The sequence below is a fragment of the Neiella holothuriorum genome (assembly GCF_019457915.1).
GTDB lineage: Bacteria > Pseudomonadota > Gammaproteobacteria > Enterobacterales > Neiellaceae > Neiella > Neiella holothuriorum.
On record NZ_JAHZSS010000021.1, the window covers coordinates 32,337 to 54,102 of the forward strand.

Annotated in this window: 20 protein-coding genes; 7 read left to right on the forward strand and 13 right to left on the reverse strand. The window is 47.4% G+C overall.

The window, feature by feature from the left end; translation table 11 throughout:
- Positions 1-90 precede the first annotated feature (90 nt).
- Complete coding sequence (locus K0504_RS14855; protein WP_220104938.1) at positions 91-2,115, forward strand: methyl-accepting chemotaxis protein; 2,025 nt, start codon at positions 91-93, stop codon at positions 2,113-2,115.
- 76 nt (positions 2,116-2,191) lie between these two features.
- On the opposite strand, the gene K0504_RS14860 is transcribed toward K0504_RS14855, so the two are convergent.
- The 5 genes from K0504_RS14860 to rplU all read right to left on the reverse strand — a co-directional run bounded on the left by K0504_RS14860 (position 2,192) and on the right by rplU (position 5,213).
- Positions 2,192-2,587: a DUF3718 domain-containing protein gene (locus tag K0504_RS14860; protein WP_220104939.1), complete on the reverse strand. Its 396-nt coding sequence runs from the start codon at positions 2,585-2,587 to the stop codon at positions 2,192-2,194.
- A gap of 112 nt (positions 2,588-2,699) precedes the next feature.
- A complete protein-coding gene (folA, locus tag K0504_RS14865) occupies positions 2,700-3,182 on the reverse strand; it encodes a type 3 dihydrofolate reductase (protein ID WP_220104940.1) in 483 nt (160 codons plus the stop codon).
- Between the two features lie 114 nt (positions 3,183-3,296).
- Entirely contained in the window at positions 3,297-4,478 is a 1,182-nt protein-coding gene (gene cgtA, locus K0504_RS14870) for an Obg family GTPase CgtA (protein WP_220104941.1), read from the reverse strand.
- 150 nt (positions 4,479-4,628) lie between these two features.
- Positions 4,629-4,883 (reverse strand): 50S ribosomal protein L27, encoded by a 255-nt coding sequence (gene rpmA / locus K0504_RS14875; protein WP_087507105.1) that lies wholly within the window; start codon positions 4,881-4,883, stop codon positions 4,629-4,631.
- 18 nt (positions 4,884-4,901) lie between these two features.
- On the reverse strand, positions 4,902-5,213 hold the full coding sequence (gene rplU, locus K0504_RS14880; protein ID WP_220104942.1) for a 50S ribosomal protein L21: 312 nt from the start codon (positions 5,211-5,213) through the stop codon (positions 4,902-4,904).
- A gap of 239 nt (positions 5,214-5,452) precedes the next feature.
- Between rplU and ispB the strand changes: the two genes are divergently transcribed.
- Entirely contained in the window at positions 5,453-6,424 is a 972-nt protein-coding gene (gene ispB / locus K0504_RS14885) for an octaprenyl diphosphate synthase (RefSeq protein WP_220104943.1), read from the forward strand.
- A 104-nt stretch (positions 6,425-6,528) separates the two neighbouring features.
- On the opposite strand, the gene mdh is transcribed toward ispB, so the two are convergent.
- Positions 6,529-7,464, reverse strand: a complete 936-nt coding sequence (mdh, locus tag K0504_RS14890; protein ID WP_220104944.1) for a malate dehydrogenase — start codon at positions 7,462-7,464, stop codon at positions 6,529-6,531.
- A 241-nt stretch (positions 7,465-7,705) separates the two neighbouring features.
- Between mdh and argR the strand changes: the two genes are divergently transcribed.
- Entirely contained in the window at positions 7,706-8,173 is a 468-nt protein-coding gene (gene argR, locus K0504_RS14895) for a transcriptional regulator ArgR (RefSeq protein ID WP_220104945.1), read from the forward strand.
- A 341-nt stretch (positions 8,174-8,514) separates the two neighbouring features.
- On the opposite strand, the gene K0504_RS14900 is transcribed toward argR, so the two are convergent.
- From K0504_RS14900 to K0504_RS14910, 3 genes are all read right to left on the reverse strand, one after another.
- Positions 8,515-9,795 (reverse strand): ammonium transporter, encoded by a 1,281-nt coding sequence (locus K0504_RS14900; RefSeq protein ID WP_220104946.1) that lies wholly within the window; start codon positions 9,793-9,795, stop codon positions 8,515-8,517.
- A gap of 38 nt (positions 9,796-9,833) precedes the next feature.
- Positions 9,834-10,172, reverse strand: a complete 339-nt coding sequence (glnK, locus tag K0504_RS14905) for a P-II family nitrogen regulator (protein ID WP_220104947.1) — start codon at positions 10,170-10,172, stop codon at positions 9,834-9,836.
- A 259-nt stretch (positions 10,173-10,431) separates the two neighbouring features.
- Positions 10,432-10,794, reverse strand: a complete 363-nt coding sequence (locus K0504_RS14910) for a YacL family protein (protein ID WP_220104948.1) — start codon at positions 10,792-10,794, stop codon at positions 10,432-10,434.
- A gap of 110 nt (positions 10,795-10,904) precedes the next feature.
- On the opposite strand from K0504_RS14910, the gene msrP reads away from it, so the two are divergent.
- Complete coding sequence (msrP, locus tag K0504_RS14915) at positions 10,905-11,864, forward strand: protein-methionine-sulfoxide reductase catalytic subunit MsrP (RefSeq protein ID WP_220104949.1); 960 nt, start codon at positions 10,905-10,907, stop codon at positions 11,862-11,864.
- A gap of 8 nt (positions 11,865-11,872) precedes the next feature.
- The gene (locus tag K0504_RS14920; RefSeq protein ID WP_220104950.1) at positions 11,873-12,487 is read left to right on the forward strand and encodes a protein-methionine-sulfoxide reductase heme-binding subunit MsrQ; all 615 of its coding nucleotides are present in this window, start codon (positions 11,873-11,875) and stop codon (positions 12,485-12,487) included.
- A gap of 72 nt (positions 12,488-12,559) precedes the next feature.
- On the opposite strand, the gene K0504_RS14925 is transcribed toward K0504_RS14920, so the two are convergent.
- On the reverse strand, positions 12,560-13,081 hold the full coding sequence (locus tag K0504_RS14925) for a DUF2058 domain-containing protein (protein ID WP_220104951.1): 522 nt from the start codon (positions 13,079-13,081) through the stop codon (positions 12,560-12,562).
- Positions 13,082-13,278: 197 nt separating this feature from the next.
- On the reverse strand, positions 13,279-15,879 hold the full coding sequence (gene acnB, locus K0504_RS14930; protein ID WP_220104981.1) for a bifunctional aconitate hydratase 2/2-methylisocitrate dehydratase: 2,601 nt from the start codon (positions 15,877-15,879) through the stop codon (positions 13,279-13,281).
- Between the two features lie 462 nt (positions 15,880-16,341).
- Here acnB and K0504_RS14935 point away from each other — a divergent pair, with 462 nt between their 5' ends.
- Both K0504_RS14935 and K0504_RS14940 read left to right on the forward strand, forming a co-directional pair.
- The gene (locus K0504_RS14935) at positions 16,342-17,346 is read left to right on the forward strand and encodes a response regulator (RefSeq protein ID WP_220104952.1); all 1,005 of its coding nucleotides are present in this window, start codon (positions 16,342-16,344) and stop codon (positions 17,344-17,346) included.
- Positions 17,343-18,314, forward strand: a complete 972-nt coding sequence (locus tag K0504_RS14940; RefSeq protein WP_220104953.1) for a diguanylate cyclase — start codon at positions 17,343-17,345, stop codon at positions 18,312-18,314. Before K0504_RS14935 ends, K0504_RS14940 begins: the two co-directional genes overlap by 4 nt.
- A gap of 69 nt (positions 18,315-18,383) precedes the next feature.
- Here K0504_RS14940 and K0504_RS14945 read toward each other — a convergent pair whose 3' ends face one another.
- Entirely contained in the window at positions 18,384-19,247 is an 864-nt protein-coding gene (locus K0504_RS14945) for a DUF3014 domain-containing protein (RefSeq protein WP_220104954.1), read from the reverse strand.
- Between the two features lie 97 nt (positions 19,248-19,344).
- Entirely contained in the window at positions 19,345-21,420 is a 2,076-nt protein-coding gene (locus K0504_RS14950; protein ID WP_220104982.1) for a M13 family metallopeptidase, read from the reverse strand.
- Positions 21,421-21,766: the final 346 nt, after the last annotated feature.

The window sequence follows — 21,766 nt, forward strand, 5'->3', positions numbered from 1 at the left end:
ACCACATGAATTCCGGTACTTTGGTCACAAAAATAACAATATAAAAACCGTATTAACATTTAACAATTTTTAGTCAGGAATAAATTTGGCATGAAACTATCTGTAGCAATGCGAGTCATTCTTGGGTTCACCGTCATTACGGCGCTGCTGTTGTTTAGTGGCGCCAGCTCGTTGTTCTCACTAAGCACTGTTAACACCTCGCAAAAGCAAGTTAACGATGTGGCCATCCCCACCTTAAACGCTGTTAGCAATTTACAATTGAAAATTGCTGCCAGCCATACTGTCGGCCTGGAAGTTTACTATACCGACACCACCAGCAAACTTGATCAAAATGTTGGTTTATTTGAGCAAAGCTTGGTCGAACTCGCAGGTGCCTTAACCACATTAGATACCATCCAGTTCGACAACCGCGAATTTACGGACAAACGCCAAAGCGCAGCAAACATCGTCGCGTCATACGATAAGCTTGCTCGCGAATCAATCAGTGCGCACCGCAACAGTTTAGTGGCGCGACAACAAGCACTCGATAGCTTCGATGAGATCTCAGATGCGGCGGATGATGCTGGCGGTTATTTACTGGACTTGCTTGACGCCACAGAAAGCGAAGATGACGAAGCTTCTCAGCTGGTGGCAAGCTTAGCCAATAGTCTGGAAGCAAAAACAGTATCAATTCAAACGGTATTGCAAGACGTGTTAACCATGACGCGTACCGAGCAGTTGAAGACGGGTAAAAGTGAAATTGACTTTGTTATCCGTGATATCCAAGGCACTTTCAGCCAAATTGCTCAGTATCAAGATCAACTCCAAGAGCCTGAGTATGTCGATGACGCTAAAGACGCGATCGACAGCCTAATACAAATGCTTACAAGCAGTCAGTCTCCGTTGTCTCAACAGCGTATTGCCATTGAGCAACAACAAACTGCCGAGTTACGTCACGATCAGTTTGAAGCGCAGAGCAAAGAGTTATCAACGCTACTGATTGCCATGGCAGAAACGGTTAGTCAGTTCAGCCAGCAAGCTCAGCAAGACGTCACCCAAGTGGTGAGTAGCGGTAAGCAAATCAATACCATTGTGATGATCATTTCTGTGCTACTCGCCGCGGGAATTGCATTTGTGGTGGTTCGTAGCATTATCCGGCCGCTAAACCGCGTCAACTCGATGCTGAAGACCATTGCTTCAGGTGATTTAACGCATCGCTTAGAAGACTCGCAAAACGATGAGTTTGGCGTTCTGTCGGGTAACGTCAACATTCTGACCGACAACCTGCGCCAGTTGATTAACGGCATTGTTGATCGCTCAAGTCAGTTAGGCTCTGCTGCCGAACAAACATCGGCCATTACCGAGCAAACCACAGCTTCAATTCAGCAACAGCGCTCTGAGATTGAACAGGTTGCAGCTGCAACCACAGAAATGAATAGCACAGCTCAGCAAGTTGTTAATAGCGCCAATGACACCTTAGCAGCCATCAAACACGCTGATGATGAAGCAGAGCACGTTAAAGAGCTTGCTCTTACTAACCGTCAAACCATGGAATCCTTGGCGGAAGAAGTCGACAACGCTTCTGCGGTAATTAATCAACTGCATGAAGATAGCACCAGCATTAGCTCGGTACTTGATGTCATCCGCGGTGTTGCTGAGCAAACCAACTTGCTGGCACTTAACGCGGCGATTGAAGCGGCTCGCGCCGGCGAACAAGGCCGAGGCTTTGCGGTCGTTGCTGATGAAGTTCGTTCACTTGCCAGCCGTACTCAGCAATCGACGCAAGAAATCAATGACATGATTGAGAAGCTGCAAGAAGGTGCGGAGCGTGCTGTGAAATCCATGGTACAAGGCAAAGAAAAAGCAACCCAGTGTGTGAAGCAAACTGAAGAGTCCACCAATGCGCTACAGGTCATTACGGACTCGGTACACCATGCTCACGACATTAGCAGCCAGATTAATACCGCAGCTCAGGAGCAAACCTCTGTGACCGCGCAAATCAGCGAGCGACTCGAGCAGATCGTGACCATTGCCGAAGAGAATGCATCTGGTGCACAACAAACCTCACAGGCTAGTCACCAAGTCTCTGAGCTATCGACTCAGCTTAAGCAATCCATTGAGCAATTCGTTGTCTAACCAACGTCTAACCGAGCTTTAGCAACAAAAAACGCGCCATGTAGGCGCGTTTTTTTATGCCGAGAACAAAAGGCAATTAGTTGATACGAGATTGAATCGCTGCAACCGTAGCAGAACCGCCATGCCCATTAGCATTAGCCCAGTCCAATATCGTCTGGCCGTCTTTTTCTGGCGCACTTAGAATTTTCTTAGACAGTTTCTTGGCGATAAACTCACCTGTGTCATCAGCATTCTTAGACATAGCAAAACGCAGTAAGCTCAAGCCGTTGCACTCAAAGCCAACGTAAATGTCGCGCAAGCGCAGTGACGCATTTTTCAACGCTTTACGAACACGAGATTTATCGTTTTGTGCAGTGTACTCACACACACTGGTTAGGGCCTGCTCAACGCTATTAGCATTTGCTGAAGGCAAAGAAATCATAGATACGCTGAGTACCGCACTCACGGCTAGCGCTTTGGCCAAAGAAGACATCTTGTACTCCTAGAAAATAAGTCATTAATTGAGCTAATGTTACCGAATTTTCACCCTGCAACCCACATTTTATTTGTGCTTAATAACAAGTTTCTAACCACTGCCTGTTACTTTAAATTGCCAAATGCACGAATTCGCATGCATGGTCATTTTTATCGTCTTTTTCGTGACGGGATACTGACACCTGACGGAATTTTGTGGGCCATTCAGGGAAGTAAGCATCGCCTTCCGGCTCGGCATCAATGAAGGTTAAATACAGGTCTGTGGCCATCGGTAAGAAGTGCTGATAGATCTGACCGCCGCCAATAATCATGACATCTTCGGTGGCTTTACTCGCCAACTCGATGGCTTGCGTTGGGCTTCGAACGACCTCTACACCATCCGCTCGATAGTCCTCATCTCGTGTCACCACAATATTCATTCGGCCCGGCAACGGGCGACCAATCGATTCAAAGGTTTTGCGTCCCATGACAACAGGTTTGCCCATCGTCACAGCTTTAAAATGTTTAAGATCGGCAGGCATGTGCCAAGGCATTTTGTTGTCTTTACCTATGACGCGGTTTCGACCCATTGCCGCGATCAGAGAAATTCGCATGTCACCATTACTCATTGAAATGTTAGTGGGCTAGGATAACAACCAAAGAATGGTTGCGCCAAATAGCAAAAAAGCAGCCCTTGGGCTGCTCATTCACGTTTTACCTTAACTTGCTTATTTTTGGTAAATGACGTGACCGTCATCTTCCTCATCATCATCCAAGTCATCGTCATCATCCCAATCTTCGAAATCGGGGTTTGCGTCGGCGTCTTCGAGTTGCTCTTTGTGGTAGTGATCCCACTGAAACTCAACTTCTTCAGGCTCGTCCGACTGCTCTTCAACAACCCGCGGCATTTGCTCTAATTGCTCGCCAATAACTTGCGTTAAGGCTTCGGTGCCGTTGCGCTCGGCTGCTGAAATTTGAAATACAGGGCCTTCCCAGGCCAGCGCATCGACGACACGCCCAATGACTTCAGCCAATTCATCTTCAAGCATCAAATCAGTCTTATTGAAAACTAACCAGCGCGGCTTATCAGCAAGTGCCTCACTATGAGACTCAATCTCATTAACGATAGTCATGGCGTTATCAACAGGATCGGAGCAATCAGCTGGCATCACATCAACCAAGTGCAACAGAATGCGGCAACGCTCTAGGTGCTTGAGGAACTGCACGCCTAAACCGGCACCATCACTTGCGCCTTCGATCAGGCCAGGAATATCAGCAATTACAAAGCTACTGCCACTGCCTAAACGCACAACACCAAGGTTTGGTACCAAAGTCGTAAACGGATAATCAGCAACTTTTGGCTTGGCGGCAGAAACAGAGCGAATAAAGGTGGACTTACCCGCATTTGGCAACCCGAGTAAACCAACATCCGCCAACAACATCAGCTCTAAGGTAATATGTCGACCTTCACCTGGCGTACCATTACTTTTTTGCCGCGGCGCACGATTCGTTGAGCTTTTGAAGCGAGCATTACCTAAGCCGTGAAATCCGCCCTTAGCAGCGAGCATACGCTGGCCGTGCTCCGTCAGGTCGCCGAGTACTTCCTGTGTGTCCTCATCGCAAATGCGGGTACCCACAGGCACCATCAAGGTCTTATCTTGACCACGACGACCGGTACAGTTTCGGCTTTGGCCATTCTCACCGTGCTCAGCCTGAAATGCTTTTTCAAATTGGTAATCGATCAGCGTGCTGAGGTTTTCATCAGCCTGAATATAGATATGTCCGCCATCACCACCATCACCACCATCAGGGCCGCCTTTGGGAATGTACTTTTCACGGCGAAAACTAATAATGCCGTTGCCGCCTTTACCGGCTTCGATGTGGATTCGTGCTTCATCTACAAATTTCATGGCGTTTGCCTATTGCTGATCTCTCAGGAATTTTAGGGGCTGTTGGAGGTTGCTGCAAAAAAGTGGCGCTATTTGCAAAGCAACAAGGCTTTCATAAAACAAAAAGCCCCACCGAACACGGCAGGGCTTTTCAAGTTAAGGCGGTCGAAATTACGCTACGATGCTAACGAATTTACGATTTTTAGGGCCTTTAACTTCAAACTTAACAACACCGTCTGCAGTTGCAAACAAAGTGTGGTCTTTACCAATACCAACGTTGTCACCAGCGTGGAATTTTGTACCACGTTGACGAACTAAGATGTTACCAGCTAAAACTGTTTGACCGCCGTAGCGCTTAACACCAAGACGTTTACTTTCAGAATCGCGGCCGTTTCGAGTACTACCGCCAGCTTTTTTGTGTGCCATTAGTTATGACTCCTCTGATTAACCGCTAATTGCAGTGATTTTCACTTCAGTGAACCACTGACGATGTCCCGCTTGCTTGCGAGAGTGCTTACGGCGATTGAACTTAACAATCTTAACTTTCTTGCCGCGACCGTGAGTCACAACTTCTGCTTTAACTTTTCCGCCTTCAACGAAAGGTGCGCCGATTGTTACATCGTCACCGTTCGCGACTAACAGGACTTTGTCGAATTCAACGGCAGTGCCGGTTTCGACGTCCAGCTTTTCCAGGCGGACGGTTTGGCCTTCTGCAACTCGGTGCTGTTTACCGCCACTTTGAAAAACCGCGTACATATTTCTTATACTCCGAAAATTTCAGTACCTTTTATAAGGCAAGGTACTTGTAGCCTTAAAACTTTAGGGCGCGAATTCTATGCGATCTACAAACAAAAAACAACTGTCTAGCGGCAACCTTCGTTCGTTTTTTGCACACAGTGGAAATCATTCGTTTGTCTAACTGTCTTAATGGTCAATTTGAGCGTAAACTCCTTTCAACTTTTGCCCCCTAACTGCTTCATATTTCGACAAGTCAGATGAAATTGGATCGAATTCAGCATATCGCCCAAGGCGACATGAATGCCGTCAATACATTAATTGGCGAACAGCTCACTTCCGATGTGGCGCTGATTAATCAACTTGGTTTTTATATCGTCAATAGCGGCGGAAAGCGACTTCGTCCGCTGCTAACGGTATTGGCCGCGCGCGCCCTTGGCTATAACGGCAAACACCATATTCAACTCGCCACGCTAATTGAGTTTATTCACACAGCAACCCTGTTACATGATGATGTGGTGGATGAATCAACCATGCGCCGTGGTCGAGAAACGGCCAACGCATTGTTTGGTAATCAAGCCAGCGTTTTGGTGGGCGACTTCCTTTATACACGCGCTTTTCAAATGATGGTTCAGTTTGATGACATGAAAGTGATGGACATCTTATCTGACGCGACTAATCGAATTGCCGAAGGTGAAGTCTTGCAGCTCATGAACGTTAATGATTCAGCTGTTGATGAAGCCAATTACTTCCAAGTGATTTATTGCAAAACGGCCAAGCTTTTTGAAGCTGCGACCCGTCTAGCCGCAGTGATATCAGCGCAAACACCCGATATCGAACAAGCGATGCTTGATTATGGCAAACACTTGGGCACAGCATTTCAGCTCATTGACGATGTACTCGACTACACCGCAGATGCCGACACAATGGGAAAAAATGCCGGCGATGATTTAGCTGAAGGCAAACCCACCTTGCCGTTGCTGCACGCCATGCGAAACGGCAACGAAGCCGAAGCGGCTTTAATTAAAGATGCCATCGAGAACGCGAATGGATTACCGCATTTAGCCACTATTCAGGCAACCATGGCTCGTGTTGGCTCGCTTGATTACACTCGTCAAAAGGCTGAAGAAGAAGCCGACAAAGCCATTGCCGCGCTAAGCTTTATGGCAGATTCGGAGTATAAACAAGCACTGATCGGCTTGGCTAACATTGCTGTGGAGCGTAATCACTAATTGCACTTACGCTCAACTTGAGCGTATGTTCATCGTTTAATATTCAATGAGCCACAAACAAAAAAACCAGCCGATTGGCTGGTTTTTTTATCGTTCAGTATCAGTTAGCCGTTGACGAACTCAACACCTTTGGCGATATCGCCAGTTAAGGTTTCGAGCATGCCGTCAAGTGCTTCTTTCTCATAGGCACTGATGTCGCCATATGGCAGAACTTCTTCAACACCATTTTTGCCTAACTTAACAGGCTGTGCGAACAAGCTTGCGTGTTCAGAGCCACCATCAACATAGGTGCACTCAACAACGCCTTCTTCACCGTTCAGAGCTTTGATCAAACTCAGGCAGAAACGAGCTGCAGCTTGGCCCATGGACAAGGTCGCAGAACCGCCACCGGCTTTAGCTTCCACCACTTCAGTACCAGCATTCTGGATACGATGCGTCATGGCAGCAATTTCGTCATCAGAAAAATCAAGGCCCAACTGGCTTAGTAGCGGCAAAATCGTTACACCACTGTGGCCACCAATAACATTAATGTTCACATCCGCAGGGTTAAGGCCTTTAGCTTCAGCAATGAAGGTTTCAGCACGAATGACGTCCAGAGTAGTCACACCGAACAACTTGTTCTTGTTGTAACAGCCTTTGGCTTTAAATACTTCAGCAGCAATAGCAACAGTCGTGTTGACTGGGTTAGTAATAATACCAACACAAGCAGTCGGACAAACGTCAGCAATCTGCTCAGCTAGGTGCTTCACCACACCCGCATTAACGTTAAATAAATCAGCGCGATCCATACCAGGCTTACGCGGCACACCGGCAGGGATCATAACAATATCAGCACCTTCAAGTGCTTTGTGTAAATCATCTTTACCATAGCCTTCAATTGGCACAGCAGTTGGAATGTGGCTCAGGTCTTTAGCAACGCCTGGCGTTACCGGGGCAATATCATACAGGGCAAGATCAGTGCCTGCTGGTAATTGGGTTTTTAGCAGAAGCGACAACGCTTGTCCGATTCCGCCTGCGGCGCCAAGTACAGCAACTTTCATAGTTATTCTCCTAATAGGATTTATAGTTTGTGTAGGGTATTTTTATTTCTTAGCAACAATAGCCTGCACCCAAATGAAGGGGAATGAGTTGTGCGAAATCAAAGCTCAGTTTTACTTATTTTTGGAGTAAAATAAGTCGTAAACAAAAAGCAACGCACATTCCGAGTAATCAAGGCCTCATAAGTTTGCCCCACATTGCAAACTTATGCACAATGAGTGCATAACCAATTAGGGGCCAGTTATGCAATCCAGTCAGCAAGATGCCTTAGTCAAAGCATTCCATAATCTTCTCAAGCAAGAGCGATTTGGCTCGCAAGGAGAGATAGTCAGCGCACTAAAAGACCAAGGCTTTAGCAATGTAAACCAATCTAAAGTATCGCGCATGCTTTCGAAATTCGGAGCCGTCCGAACCCGCAACGCGAAACAAGAAATGGTTTACTGCTTGCCCGCAGAACTTGGGGTTCCAACCACATCGAGTCCGTTAAAAAACCTTGTCATCGACATTGATCACAACGATTTTATGATTGTGATTCGCACGAGTCCGGGCGCCGCACAATTGATTGCTCGGTTACTTGATTCCATCGGCAAAGCCGAAGGGATCCTGGGCACAATCGCTGGCGATGATACCATCTTCATCACCCCAACCAAAGCTGCGGGGATTGACTCAACGATTCAATCTGTTCGTAGCTTATTTGGCTACAGCGAATAGTGCCAAAATCCTCAATCTATACAATTTAGACCTTAGTCGTAAACATTGATTAAACATGCAACAAAGTCCCATTCCAGCACGATGGGACTTTTTGTTTGGGTTGCTCGCAACGACTGAAGCTTTCCTGCTGACACCATTTGCCACTTTGCGCTGTACCATTCGGTTGAACCGAATGAGCACTGGTATTCAAGCGGCCGTCATCCGTCTTTGTAACGCCTATAGCCCCCTTTTCTTTCGCTATAACCCCTCACGCCAAAGCTCAGAGGTATGCCGGTACCAAAATCGAGGCATAAAAAAACCGGAGCAAATGCTCCGGTTTTTCAATGTGGGGAAGCGTCGAGTTATTTGGCTGAAGCGCCAAACTCTGGGTAGGCTTCCAAGCCACAATCGGTAACATCAGTGCCGACATATTCTTCTTCTTCGCTAACACGGATGCCCATAACCGCTTTGATGATTGCCCAGACAATCAAGCTTGTTACGAATACCCATACGAAGATAGTCAATGTACCGACTAACTGACCCATGAAGGTCGCGTCAGGGTCAGACAGAAGTACCGCGAAGATACCCCAGATACCAACAACACCATGAACAGAGATAGCACCAACTGGATCATCAACCTTCAGCTTATCAAGAGTGATAATTGAGAAGACAACCAAGGCACCACCAGCAGCACCAATTAAGGTAGACAGCAGCGGCGTCGGATCAGCAGGTTCTGCAGTAATAGCGACCAAGCCAGCCAAGGCTCCATTCAAAATCATGGTTAGGTCAGCTTTCTTGAACAAAATCTTAGCGACGATAAGAGCAGCAATTGCACCACCAGCAGCGGCGGCGTTGGTGTTCAAGAACACGTTAGCAACCTCGTTCGCTACCGCGATACCACCTAATTTCAGGGTAGAACCACCGTTGAAGCCGAACCAACCCATCCACAAGATGAAGGTACCTAGCGCAGCTAATGGCAGGTTTGCACCTGGAATCGCGCGAACTTCACCGTTAGGGCCATATTTGCCTTTACGAGCACCCAGTAACAGGACACCAGCCAAAGCAGCAGCAGCACCAGCCAAGTGAACAATACCGGAACCGGCATAGTCAGAAAAGCTCAGCTCGTAAAGACCGAAGACAGAGTTACCGCCCCAAGTCCAGCCACCTTCCATTGGATAGATGAAACCAGTCATTACCACTGCGAATGCCAAGAAAGCGAATAATTTCATACGCTCAGCAACCGCACCAGATACGATAGACATAGACGTTGCTACGAATACCACCTGGAAGAAGAAGTCAGATGCACCGGCATATTCGCCCATGTCACCAAAACCAGACTCATGAGATGAAGCCAAAACAGCAGCGACTGCAGCGTCATCCATACCAGCAACAGTTGTTACGCCAGACAGGAAGTAACCACCGCCGTACATGAACTCATAACCACAGATCAGGTACATGGTACAAGCAATCGCGAACAACGCGACGTTCTTGGTCAGGATCTCAGTGGTGTTTTTTGAGCGCACCAAACCGGCTTCTAGCATGGCAAAGCCAGCTGCCATCCACCAAACCAATGCACCACAAATTAGAAAGTAGAACGTGTCAATTGCGTACTGCAATTCAAAAATATAATTTAGATTATCCATTATTTTCTCCCGGAATAGTCAGACTGGACAGCAGCGCCTTAAAGGGCTTCTGCATCGGCCTCGCCTGTACGGATCCGTACAGCTTGTTCTAAGTCGTAGACGAACAATTTGCCGTCACCGATTTTACCGGTGTAAGCCGCTTTGCTGATGGCTTCAACCAAGCGCTCAACGTTTTCGTCATTAGTGGCGATTTCCAGCTTAACTTTTGGCAAGAAATCTACTTGGTATTCAGCGCCACGGTATAATTCGGTATGACCTTTCTGACGGCCAAAACCCTTAACCTCAGTCACAGTCAGGCCTTCTATGCCGACTTCTGAGATTGCTTCTCTGACATCATCCAGCTTGAACGGCTTGATGATTGCAGTCACAAGTTTCATCGCGTACTCCCTCGGGTATTTATTTATTGTTCAAGGTTTTGTTAACAAGCATCATGCCAAACAATACAAAAGCCTATTAATCAGTAAGTTATAAATAGCAGTAGTTACAAACAAGGGAACATGAGCAGCGCCACGCACCATATTGATCCCTTGCAACGCACCAAACTAGCGCACAAAGGGGATGCAATCACGTTTATTGAGGATCTAGCACTATAATCGTGCGGAGGGCCTAAGCAACGACCAAGAGAACGAGGCGTAATTACGAAGAAATATGGTGAAACCAAGAAGTTAGCAATGCACAAAAATCTTCTAATCCGGCTTCAGCGGAAAGATTCTCATGATCATCCCGTAAATCATTCTCACCAGATAAGGGCATCTCATCATCACATGTCATGCTATGGTGCGCCAATTGAATATCACCGCTTTCGCATTCGAGTAGCCACTCTCGTCCTTCTTCTTGCCAGCTATCGGCCGTGCTCTCGAGCAATTTCAAAAGCGCTTTGACACGCGGGATATCAAGGCCAACTTCACTCGTGAGCCAAGTCCCAAAGGCGCTTTGCGGATCATCTACTTTAGCGACGGGTGTGCCATCGATAACATTGGTGGAAAATTCGTAGTCCATACTGTGATCATTCAAATTATCGTTGCCGTTTACAATGATAGCTGAAACTCGCTTGAAACTTTTAGCCTCAACGTTCGGTCTGTGTCATTAATCTCATTAACTCGGTTTGAATGATGAACAAACTAGCTCCTTCGCTACCAGAGTCTCTCGTCACCGATGAGGCCTTGTATTTAAATCGGCGCCAATTGATAAAAGGTGCTACTGCCATCTCGGCGTTAAGCTTGATGCCAGCTAAGCGGGCTGCGGCAGCGCAACGCCAGCCCCTTAACTATCAGCGCGCTGAGTCCAACTTAGATCTGACGCCTGAAAAGAAAGTCACCACTTATAATAATTTCTATGAGTTTGGTACCGACAAAGCCGATCCAGCCAAGCATGCCCAGGCACTCAAAACCAAGCCTTGGCAGGTTGCGATCAGTGGTGAAGCAGAAATTACAGGCTCGTTTAATTTAGAAGACATATTGAAATGGAATCCGCTAGAGGAGCGTATTTATCGGCTGCGTTGCGTTGAAGCTTGGTCCATGGTGATCCCGTGGATAGGTTTTTCACTTGGCGATATGCTGAAGCGTTTTAAGCCCACAAGCAAAGCCAAATACGTCGTTTTTAAAACTCTACATGATCCGGCCCAAATGCCCGGTCAGCGAAATCGCTGGGCTGGTGGCGGTATTAACTACCCCTATGTTGAAGGCTTAACCATTGCAGAGGCAATGCACCCGCTGACTCTTATGGCCGTTGGTTTATACGGTAAAACGCTACCACCGCAAAACGGTGCCCCGATACGATTAGTCGTTCCTTGGAAATATGGCTTTAAGAGCATTAAATCCATCGTCAGTATTCACTTTAGTGAACGCCGGCCGCGCACAACATGGCATGACTTAGCTCCCAATGAATACGGTTTTTTTGCCAATGTGAATCCTAGCGTTGCGCACCCTCGTTGGAGTCAAGCGAGCGAGCGAATCATTGGTAGCGGAGGCATCTTTAGCCAAAAGCGTCGTGATACTGAACTCTATAATGGCTATGGTGAACAAGTGGCTAGCTTATACAGTGGTATCAAAGAGAATCATTTTTTCTGAGCAACCGAATGCCGCAATTAATAACAACCAAGCCTCAACTTTGGGCGCTTAAATTAGTCATTCATGGTGCCTGTCTATTGCCCGCCATTTGGCTGTTTTATTTGGCCGCCATCGATGATTTAGGTGCCGATCCCGTCAAGGAATTGATTCATTTCTACGGCATTGGCGCTGTTCATTGCCTATTTGCCACACTACTTGTCTCGCCGCTGAGCCGTTGGCGTAAAACACCTTTGTTGATGCGATGCCGGCGCATGCTCGGCCTTTATGTCGCTTTTTATGCGACCTTTCATATTCTGTGCTTTTTGGTGTTTGAGTGGCAATTGCAGTGGATAGATGTAATTGACGAGGTAATTCGCAGGCCTTACATCACTGTTGGCTTCATTGCTTGGCTTGTGCTCATGGCGTTAACAACAACGTCGCTCAAGTTGATACAACGAAAAATGGGAGCCCGATGGGTGCAGCTACATAGTCTGGTGTACCCAGCTTTCGCCCTAGTGTTGTTGCATTTTTATTGGTCACAGAAAAGCCCATGGAACGACGCTCTGCTTTATGCTCTGGCAGGGACGCTACTTCTTTATAGTAAGCGTAAACAGTTACTGGCTTGGGTTCGATTGGTGAAATAGGCTGGCTTGATAGGCTCTGCTGGTGGCATCAGAGCCCATCAACCGTTTAACTGTGTTTACGAGGCGGGGTTATTACCACATCAAATCGTCGGGCACGACAAACTCAGCATACGGATCGTCTTCATCGGTTTCTTTATCATCAACCAAATTGTTTAGCACCACCAAGCTTTCGTCACGTTGGGCAATTTTATCTGCCACGCCAGCTGGTACCACTTCATAGCCTTCGCCATATCGAACAATGGCTAAGCGGCCTTTCATCAATTCTTTTTGGGTAGCTTGGTCAACGTGCACATTCTTCACCACGGAGCCATCAGTAAAGTTGTAGCTAATGTCGCCCCTGGCACGATCAATGCGGTTGACTTCAATGAGTTGCTTAATTTGTGCGACAATGGCTTTTTGCTTCGCTGCTTCATCGCGTTGACGATTCAACTCTTTGGCTTTTTCTTGCTCCGCGAGGCGTTTTTCTTCTGCGGCAGCTTTTACTTCCCGAGCCTGTACTCGACCTTTTTTAGCTTGCTTGGCCACCTTGCCCGCTTTTTTCTTGCTGACCAAGCCAGTTTTTAGCATTTGCTCTTGAAGGCTTAATTTAGCCATTCTGTAACTCTCTTCTGATCTGTATTTGTTTCTTGCGTAACAGACTACTGCCAAGCATTTGCTCCTGCAATGGCTGCTCTAGAATACCGAGCAACAATTGCTCCTTACATTGCCTCGCGTACCAACTTTCAATGGCCTTAAAAACAACAAACCCCGCCGAAGCGAGGTTTGTTATTAGCTGCTGATGTTTAACTAAATTAAACTTCGGCTGTTTGGAAAATCACATCATCTGCCTTTTTGGTATAGCTTGGCATCTGGTGGAAGTTCAGGTAACGGTAGGTGTCCGCCGCATCTTTATCGATGGTTTTGGCATACGTCATGTACTCATCGGCGTTCGGGATCTTGCCGATAATGGAAGCAACAGCTGCCAATTCAGCAGACGCCAAGTAAACGTTAGCGCCAGTACCTAAACGGTTCGGGAAGTTACGGGTAGAGGTAGAAACAACCGTTGCGTTATCTGCAACTCGTGCCTGGTTCCCCATACACAGCGAACAACCCGGCGATTCAGTGCGCGCACCGACTTTACCATAAACGCTGTAGTAACCTTCGTCAGTTAACTGCTGAGCATCCATTTTGGTCGGTGGTGCAACCCACAGGCGGGTTGGCAGCTGACCAGCAAAATCTTGCAACAGCTTACCGGCTGCGCGGAAGTGACCAATGTTGGTCATACAAGAACCGATGAATACTTCATCAATACCAACGCCAGCAACGTCAGACAAAGTCTTGGCATCATCTGGATCATTCGGGCAACACAAGATTGGTTCTTTAATATCAGCCAAATCGATTTCGATGATTTCCGCGTATTCAGCGTCCGCATCGGCTTCCATCAACTCAGGGTTTTCTAGCCAAGCTTCCATTGCTGTGATACGACGTTCGATGGTCCGACGGTCGCCGTAACCTTCCGCGATCATCCACTTGAGCATCACGATGTTCGAATTCAAGTATTCGATGATTGGTTCTTTATCTAGCTTAATGGTACAGCCAGCCGCAGAACGCTCAGCAGAAGCATCTGATAATTCAAACGCTTGCTCGACACTCAACGTCTCAAGACCTTCAATTTCAAGGACTCGACCAGAGAAGGCATTTTTCTTGCCCGCTTTCTCAACCGTCAGCAAACCTTGCTTGATGCCGTACAGCGGAATGGCGTGAACCAAATCGCGCAGGGTAATGCCCGGTTGCATCTCGCCTTTGAAGCGAACCAGAATTGATTCCGGCATATCCAATGGCATCACACCGGTTGCCGCCGCAAACGCCACCAAACCAGAACCAGCAGGGAATGAAATGCCCAACGGGAAGCGGGTGTGTGAGTCGCCACCAGTACCAACGGTGTCTGGCAACAGCATGCGGTTCAACCAGCTGTGGATCACGCCATCACCTGGACGCAATGAAACACCACCACGATTCATGATGAAATCAGGCAAGGTGTGGTGAGTTTCCACATCAACAGGCTTTGGATAAGCCGATGTGTGACAGAATGACTGCATGGTCAAATCAGCAGAGAAACCAAGACAAGCCAAATCTTTCAGCTCATCACGCGTCATCGGGCCGGTAGTATCTTGCGAACCAACGGTGGTCATTTTAGGCTCACAGTATTGATTCGGGCGTACGCCTTCAACACCACATGCTTTACCAACCATCTTCTGCGCCAAGGTAAAGCCTTTGTCAGAAGCAACAACGGCAGCAGGACGACGGAACACCTCGCTCACTGGCAAGCCCAGAGACTCACGAGCACGATCCGTTAAGCCGCGACCAATAATTAATGGAATACGGCCACCGGCGCGGACTTCATCAATCAACACGTCAGTTTTTAGTTCGAAGGTAGAAATCACTTCGTCAGTGCCGTGTTGGCAAACCTTGCCTTCAAACGGGTAGATGTCAATCACGTCGCCCATATTCAATGACGTAACGTCAACTTCAATTGGCAAAGCTCCGGAATCTTCCATGGTATTGAAGAAGATAGGAGCAATCTTACCGCCCAATACAAAGCCGCCAGTGCGCTTGTTTGGAACGTAAGGAATATCATCGCCGAAAAACCACAACACTGAGTTAGTGGCTGACTTACGCGAAGAACCGGTACCCACAACATCACCAACATAAGCCACTGGATGACCTTTGGCTTTCATGGCTTCGATTTGCTCTAACGGACCAATTTCGCCCGGCTTAACAGGGTCAATGCCATCGCGCGCATTTTTCAGCATCGCCAGCGCGTGCACAGGAATGTCTGGACGCGACCAAGCATCTGGCGCAGGCGACAGGTCATCGGTATTGGTTTCACCGGTCACTTTAAAGACCGTTAAGGTAATTTTCTCTTGCAGCGCAGGCTTGCTCAGGAACCATTCGGCATTTGCCCATGAATCCATGACTTGCTGAGCAAATGCATTGCCGGCCTTGGCCTTCTCTTCTACATCGTAAAAGGCATCAAACATCAACAAGGTGTGTGACAAGGCTTTAACTGAAATTGGCGCCAGCGCATCAATCTCGAGCAGCTCAATCAGTGAAGCAATGTTGTAACCACCTTGCATGGTGCCGAGCCATTCAGTAGCAAGCTCTGGTGACAAAATTGGAGAGCTTGCTTCGCCTTTAGCGATTGCAGCTAAAAAGCCAGCTTTGACGTAAGCGGCTTCATCAACACCAGGGGGAACGCGCTGAGATAACAATTCCAACAGGAATTCTTCTTCGCCAGCAGGAGGCGTTTTAATAAGTTCTATCAGTTGGGCCGTTTGTTCGGCATTTAGTGGTTTAGCAACCACCCCTTGGGAAGCACGTTCTTCAACATGCGAACGGTAAGCGTCTAGCACAGTTATCATCCTCTCGTCAGTGGGGGCCTTGTGCACGTATTCATAGGCTGGGCATCTGTTTTTAGTATCGGATCTGCCCATAAATTGAGCGCAAAATTATATCTGTTATAGCGACTAAAGGCCAATAAGACCAAAGGCTAACACCATCACAGAATCGCAACTGAGACTTACTCGCCATAAGGTTAATCAACGCCAAGATGGCGTTATGGCGATCAGCTGCTTATCAAGGCAATTTAACGTAGCGTTAAGCTTAATGCTATTTACGATTCTCGGATGTGAAGTTTTGCAAGATTGACTCCTTGCCATGCAACCAATCAATAAGGCTTAACATTTGACACGATCCAGCCCCTAGCAAGTTCACATAACCAGTGCTTTAACTCGTTACCACCCTTATAAAAGTGCGCTGTTCGTGTATCATCCGAATTTAGTATTTATTTTATACATTTTATTTAGCGATATTCTGTGGTTAAGACTGTTCTAATATGTGATGACTCAGCACTAGCTCGTAAGCAACTTCATCGAAGTTTGCCAGCGGGCTGGGATGTGGAAGTTCTTTTTGCCAAAGATGGGCAAGAAGGCGCCAACCTATGTCAGACTCAACAAATTGATTTAATGTTTCTCGACCTCACCATGCCGGTCATGGATGGTTATCAGGTCCTTGAGAAGTTACAACACGATGCCGAGCGCCCAGACATTGTGGTGGTATCGGGCGACATTCAAACCAAAGCCTTAGAACGTGTCACCGCGTTGGGTGCTGCAGAGTTCCTGCGCAAACCCGCTAGCAAAGCTGAAATCCAACATATTCTTGAACGCCATGGTTGGTACACCAGTCAAGGTAAAACTGACGCCGGCGCTGACTTTTCAGAGATGGAAGTGTCAGAAATGGACGCCTACCGCGAATTGGCCAACGTTGCCATGGGACGGGCCGGCGGTTTAATGGCGGAAATTCTTAACCTGTTTGTCAAACTGCCCATTCCAAACGTTAATATCCTGGAAAGCTCCGAATTGCACATGGCTCTCCAAGCCGTTAGCGATTACAGCACCTTATCTGCCGTCTGCCAGGGTTTTATTGGCGATGGAATTTCAGGCGAAGCGTTCTTGTTATTCGATGACACACGCTTCGATGACATGGCGGAATTACTGGGTCACGACGGCTACATGGATTCACAAGGCGAAATTGAAGTCTTGATGGACTTGTCCAATATCTTAATTGGTGCTTGCTTAAAGGGCATCGCAGATATGTTGCATGTGCACTTTAGCCAAGGCCACCCCGTTGTATTGGGGCAACATTGTCAGGTAAAAGATCTTATTGCCGCCAACCAAAATCGCTGGCAAAAAAACCTTGCGATTGAAATTAATTACAAAGTAGAAACCCACGAAATCAATTGTGATTTGTTGTTGGTGTTCACTGAAGAGTCGTTGCCTGTGCTTCGTGAAAATATTAAATACTTGCTGGAGGAGTCATGAGTAGTAGTGACTTCCGCGAAATGCACTGGATGATCACCATGATCCACCACATTGATGTGGGTTTGGTGGTGCTTGATAAAAATTATCGCATTGAAGTATGGAATGGTTTCATGAAAAACCATTCAGGACTCGCCCCCGATCAAGTACGCAACCGGGAAATTTTCAAGGTCTACCCCGACCTGCCTGAGAAATGGTTCCGCCATAAGCTAGATAGCGCTCGACTGTTAAAATCACGCTCCTTTACCACTTGGGAGCAACGCCCGTATGTATTCCGCTTTCAGAATTATCGACCGATCACCGGCTCATCAAGCTACATGTACCAAAACATGACGGTTGTACCGCTGGAATCACTGACCGGCGAAGTCGAGCATATCGCACTGATTATTTACGATGTAACTGACGAAGCCGTTAACAAGATTGAGCAAAAGCTGGCGAATAGCCGATTGCAGGAAATTAGTCGCACCGACGCCCTCACTCAGTTGTTTAATCGGGGCCATTGGGAAGAGCAGTTGCGCCAAGAGTACGCGCGCATGCAGCGCTCCAAACGACCCAGTACATTGATCATGCTTGATATTGACCACTTCAAACGAATCAATGACGAATATGGGCACCTTGCCGGTGACGAAGTGATTCGAGAAGTGGCTCGCCGCATCAAGCGCACCAAGCGCACCACTGATATCGCAGGACGCTATGGCGGCGAAGAGTTTGCCGTACTGCTATTGGATACGGAGCCAGACCAGGCGCTCTACTTTGCTGAACGCTTGCGTAAGGTGGTTGAGAAAAAAGCCGTTGAATTTGAACAGCATTCCATCAGCCTGACTATCAGTGTTGGCATTGCCCAAAACTCAGCGGATATTGAGTCTCATCAGAACTGGTTAGAAAAAGCTGATGAAGCCCTCTATACCTCCAAGCGCGAAGGGCGAAACCGCGTAACCATGAGCGAAAGCAAACCCTATTTAGACGGTTAATATAAAAAAGGACGGCTAAGCCGTCCTTTTTTAATTGTTATCTTCGTGCGCTCAATACAACACAACCCGCTAATTAGGCTGCCATTCCTGCAACGGCTGCTGTAAGCCTGACAACAACAGTCGAACCTTGCCATTCAGATTCGGCCCCAAACGCGTCATCAACTTATCTGCAGGCGTTAAATTCTGCAAAGCCTCATCAGCATACTCATACATAACATGCGGTTGCTCTAATTCAATTGACGGACCAGGCTTTGGCGTCGCAAGCAAACGTTCGATAGCTTGCAAAAACACCCCATGAAATGCCTGATCGGGATAACCTAATTGTTCATAGGCTTGTTGTAACAACGGGTAAACATGCTGATAGAAAGCAAGCCAGTGCTCTCGTGGCATCGCCGTCATTAGGTCTAAATAAGGTTGGTAACGCGCAATGTTTGCCGTTGAACCATACAATTTACCCTCAGCTTCAATCACTTTATAGCGACCGACCGGACGTTCAACCGGTAGTAAATTATAGGTAATTTGCCCACGCGATAACGCATCTACAGAGGCAACAAAGTGCTCGATTAGCGCTTCGTCCACCAACAAGCCAATGCTTTTGCTAACTATTTTCTGCTGCAGCGCCTCAAGCAAGGTCGCGTCACTGGAAGCTAACGGCGGCAACTCAAAATCAAATACTTTAGGTTCAGGCTCGGGTTCTGGCATTGGAGCAGGCTCGGGCTCAACAACGACCGGCTGCGGCTCTGGTTCCACCACGTCGGGCTCTGGCACCACAATGGGTTCAGGAAGTACTTCAACGGCAGGCTCAGGCGTGACGTCCAACGGCGCAACAACGGCTTCGTTGCCAGACTTTGCTAACCATGCAACAACGCCAATTGCCACCACAGCGACAGCAGCAAGGGCAATTAACAAGTTTCGGATTTGAGTGGCGGACATAGAGTTCCTCGAAAACAACAACGGCACCAGACCGGTGCCGTTAACATCGCTTAAATTGGTAAGAGCAGCAAGCGAAATTTACTGCTCTACCAAACAATTACCAGATTTTCACACGATTTTCTGGGGCAATGTACATGGCATCCCCTTCTTTGACATCAAACGCTTGGTAATATTCTGGAATATTCGAAACCACTCCAATCACACGATAGTGCGAAGGACTATGCGGATCGGTCACCAAACGCTGGCGTAATTCTTCTTCGCGGTAGTTACGACGCCACACCTGAGACCAACCCATAAAGAAGCGTTGATCTGCTGTTAGGCCATCGATAACTTCCCCTTCGCCGCCATTCAGGCTCAGTTGCAGTGCTTTATAAGCCACCGACAAACCACCTAAGTCACCAATGTTTTCACCCAAGGTGAACTCACCGTTTACGTGTGCGTCTTCGAATGGGTAATAACCATTGTATTGTTCTACTAGGCGAGATGTGCGCTCTTCAAAAGCTTCACGGTCAGCATCAGTCCACCAGTTACGCAAATTGCCGTCGCCGTCATATTTGCTGCCCTGATCGTCGAAACCGTGACCAATTTCATGGCCAATAACCGCGCCAATTCCACCATAGTTAACGGCATCGTCTGCTTCCATATCAAAGAATGGCGGTTGCAGAATAGCGGCAGGGAATACGATTTCGTTATTCACTGGGTTGTAGTAAGCGTTCACTGTCTGCGGCGTCATGTGCCATTCAGTTTTATCAATTGGCTCGCCCAATTTGTTCAACATGAATTGATATTCGTAGTTGGCAGAGCGACGAATATTGCCCACCAGATCGCCAGCAACAATTTCTAGGGCAGAGTAATCACGCCACTTATCTGGATAGCCAATTTTTGGCGTAAATTTAGCGAGTTTTTCCAGTGCCTGAACTTTGGTTTCTTCGGTCATCCAGTCCAAATCTTTGATCGACACTTCGAATGCCTTGATCAAGTTTTCAACCAGTGTTTCCATCCGCTCTTTCGCTTCTGGCTTAAAGTGCTCTTGCACGTAGAGCTTGCCAACGGCTTCGCCCATCATGCTGTCAACATCTTCAACCGCACGCTTCCAGCGAGGTTTTTGCTCTTGAATCCCACGTAACGTCTTACCGTAGAATTCAAAGCTACGGTCAACGTATTCTGAGCTCAGGTAATCGGCGACCGAGTTCAGCAGGCGCATTTTAAGATAGGCTTTCCAGTGTTCAACTGGCACATCAACAAACATGGCACCAACAGCTTCAATGTAGCTTGGCTGACGCACCACGTAGTCGGTGACGCTATCAATCCCTGCAGCTTTGGCATAGGCGGCAAAATCAAAATCGCCTAACAAGGCGGCCAACTCTTCGCTGGTCATTTTGTTATAAGACTTGTTGGCGTCACGGCGCTCAACGCGTGTCCAGTGTGCTTCAGCAAGCTGGCTTTCCAATGCAATAACCGCAGAGGCAGCATCAGCAGCATCGGCGTGGCCAACTTTATCTAGCATATCGGCAATATAGTCACGATATTGCTGGCGTAAGGTTTCTGACTTTTCATCTTCTTTGCTGTAGTAATCGCGATCAGGCAGGCCCAGACCAGATTGGTATAAGTAGACAATGTACTGATCAGATTGCTTGGCATCATTGTTGACATAAAAACCAAACAAAGAGCCACCACCATTGACCAAGATTTCACCCAGCTTGGCAGCAACGTCCGAATGCGAGGTCAGCGCATCAATGGCAGCCAAGTCGGCAGCAATAGGCTTCAGACCCGCTTCTTCAACGGCTTTTTCATCCATAAAGGTTTTATAAAAATCACCTACTTTCTGACCTTCAGAGCCCGTCACTTGCTCGCTTGCCGCAGCGCGTTCAATAATTTCACGCAGCGCCAACTGAGATTCTTCTAACAACACAGTAAAACTGCCGTAGTTAGAGCGATCAGCAGGAATTTCAGTATTCTTCAGCCAAGCGCCATTTACACTCAGATAAAAATCATCTTGATGGCGAACGCTGGCATCCCAGTTTTCTTGAGTGATACCTGACTTAAGTACTGGCGCAGCTTCCACTGCGGCAGCTTCTGGCGTCACTTCTGGCGCAGCTGTTTGCTTGTTATCGGAGCAAGCTGAAGTCATTGCCGCCAGCGCAATACTGGCAGCGAGTAAGGTTTTATTCATTTTCATTATTAACCTGAGTCCTTGTGAGGTTTCATCGGTAGGGTTTGATGGTATTGAAGATTGCGCCAATAATCGATTGCTCGACACGATTTGTAACACTTTCAACCATGATGTCGTCACGAGATCATTTCAACTGCTTGAATCCATAACGATAAAATGAAATGGCCAACAAAGAACCAATAAAATCTAATTTTTTTATATCTAATCAAGAAGTTAAACATATAACTAGAGTGTGTTTTACTCATCTCTTTTAGACCAAAAGATTCTCAATATTCCGGTCGTTCCGCACTGAACCGAGCCTAGACTCATTGGAGGTTCACGGATGCAAGCAAGTGCTTTAACGAGC

Coding starts and splice junctions, on each gene's coding strand:
- ispB (WP_220104943.1), top strand. CDS start 5,453: ATGAAATTGGATCGAATTCAGCATATCGCCCAAGGCGACATGAATGCC.
- msrP (WP_220104949.1), top strand. CDS start 10,905: ATGATGAACAAACTAGCTCCTTCGCTACCAGAGTCTCTCGTCACCGAT.
- rplU (WP_220104942.1), bottom strand. CDS start 5,213: ATGTACGCGGTTTTTCAAAGTGGCGGTAAACAGCACCGAGTTGCAGAA.
- K0504_RS14910 (WP_220104948.1), bottom strand. CDS start 10,794: ATGGACTACGAATTTTCCACCAATGTTATCGATGGCACACCCGTCGCT.
- cgtA (WP_220104941.1), bottom strand. CDS start 4,478: ATGAAATTTGTAGATGAAGCACGAATCCACATCGAAGCCGGTAAAGGC.
- K0504_RS14855 (WP_220104938.1), top strand. CDS start 91: ATGAAACTATCTGTAGCAATGCGAGTCATTCTTGGGTTCACCGTCATT.
- mdh (WP_220104944.1), bottom strand. CDS start 7,464: ATGAAAGTTGCTGTACTTGGCGCCGCAGGCGGAATCGGACAAGCGTTG.
- K0504_RS14940 (WP_220104953.1), top strand. CDS start 17,343: ATGAGTAGTAGTGACTTCCGCGAAATGCACTGGATGATCACCATGATC.
- K0504_RS14950 (WP_220104982.1), bottom strand. CDS start 21,420: ATGAATAAAACCTTACTCGCTGCCAGTATTGCGCTGGCGGCAATGACT.
- K0504_RS14945 (WP_220104954.1), bottom strand. CDS start 19,247: ATGTCCGCCACTCAAATCCGAAACTTGTTAATTGCCCTTGCTGCTGTC.
- K0504_RS14860 (WP_220104939.1), bottom strand. CDS start 2,587: ATGTCTTCTTTGGCCAAAGCGCTAGCCGTGAGTGCGGTACTCAGCGTA.
- glnK (WP_220104947.1), bottom strand. CDS start 10,172: ATGAAACTTGTGACTGCAATCATCAAGCCGTTCAAGCTGGATGATGTC.
- rpmA (WP_087507105.1), bottom strand. CDS start 4,883: ATGGCACACAAAAAAGCTGGCGGTAGTACTCGAAACGGCCGCGATTCT.
- argR (WP_220104945.1), top strand. CDS start 7,706: ATGCAATCCAGTCAGCAAGATGCCTTAGTCAAAGCATTCCATAATCTT.
- K0504_RS14900 (WP_220104946.1), bottom strand. CDS start 9,795: ATGGATAATCTAAATTATATTTTTGAATTGCAGTACGCAATTGACACG.
- K0504_RS14920 (WP_220104950.1), top strand. CDS start 11,873: ATGCCGCAATTAATAACAACCAAGCCTCAACTTTGGGCGCTTAAATTA.
- folA (WP_220104940.1), bottom strand. CDS start 3,182: ATGCGAATTTCTCTGATCGCGGCAATGGGTCGAAACCGCGTCATAGGT.
- K0504_RS14925 (WP_220104951.1), bottom strand. CDS start 13,081: ATGGCTAAATTAAGCCTTCAAGAGCAAATGCTAAAAACTGGCTTGGTC.